Source organism: Streptacidiphilus anmyonensis (genome assembly GCF_000787855.1).
Classification (GTDB): domain Bacteria; phylum Actinomycetota; class Actinomycetes; order Streptomycetales; family Streptomycetaceae; genus Streptacidiphilus; species Streptacidiphilus anmyonensis.
This window is the reverse complement of record NZ_BBPQ01000147.1, coordinates 1-1,192: the sequence shown is the minus strand read 5'-3', so window position 1 is coordinate 1,192 and position 1,192 is coordinate 1. Positions and strand designations below refer to the sequence as shown.

Sequence of the window (1,192 nt, the reverse complement as noted above, 5' to 3'; positions counted from 1 at the left end):
TCTCCTTCACCGCCGCCGCGGCCGCCCGCACACCCGGCAGCGCCTGCAACGCCGAGTCGACCTCACCGAGCTCGATCCGCCGACCACCCAGCTTCACCTGCTCGTCGGCACGCCCGACGAACACCAACCCCTCCGGATCCGCCCGCACCAGGTCACCACTGCGGTACACCCGCTCCGCACGCCCGTGCCACGGCGCCGCACCGAACTTCTCCCGGTCCTTCACCGGATCCAGATAACGGGCGGTCCCCACACCCCCGATCACCAGCTCACCGGTCTCACCCCAGGCCACCGGCCGGTTGTCCGGCCCGACCACCGCCAGCTCCCACCCGTCCAACGGCGCACCGATCCGCACCGGCCCACCCGCCCGCATCAACGACGCGCACGCCACGACCGTCGCCTCGGTCGGACCGTAGGTGTTCCAGAACTCCCGCCCCGACACCGCCAACCGCTCCACCAGCTCCGCCGGACACGCCTCACCGCCGACGATCAGCAGCCGGACCCGGTCCAACGCCTCCCGCGGCCACAACGCCACCAGCGTCGGCACCGTGGACACCACCGTGATCCCGCGCTCCACCAGCCACGGACCCAGATCCGTACCCGCCTTCACCAGCGAACGCGGCGCCGGCACCAGACACGCCCCGTGCCGCCACGCCAGCCACATCTCCTCACACGACGCATCGAACGCCACCGACAACCCCGCCAGCACCCGGTCACCGGGCCCCAGCGGAGCCTGACGCAGGAACAACCGCGCCTCCGCGTCCACGAACGCCGCCGCACTGCGGTGCGTCACCGCCACACCCTTGGGGCGGCCGGTCGTACCGGAGGTGAAGATGATCCACGCGTCGTCGGACACCCGCGCGGTGCCCGGCTCCCCGCCCGTCGGACTCGGACCCGCCACCACCGACAGACCCGCGCCCACGATCGCGCAGACCCCGGCATCGGTCCAGATCATCTCCGCACGCTCGTCCGGATCGTCCACATCCACCGGCACGTACGCCGCACCGGCCCGCAGCACCCCCAGGATGCCCAGGTACAACTCCGGCGTGCCGCTCGGCACCCGGACACCCACACGGTCGCCCGGCCCGATGCCGTACCCCGCCAACTCCGCCGCCAGGTCGCCCACCGCCCCCAGCAACTGCCGATAGGAAAGGACAACGGAGCCCGTGTCCAGCGCCGGCGCGTCAGGATGACG

Annotated in this window: 1 protein-coding gene; it reads right to left on the bottom strand. The window is 72.5% G+C overall.

Going from position 1 to position 1,192, the window contains the following annotated elements:
- Positions 1–1,192, bottom strand: a 1,192-nt coding sequence (locus tag TR50_RS42075) for an amino acid adenylation domain-containing protein (protein WP_042436017.1), incomplete at both ends; no start/stop codon positions are given.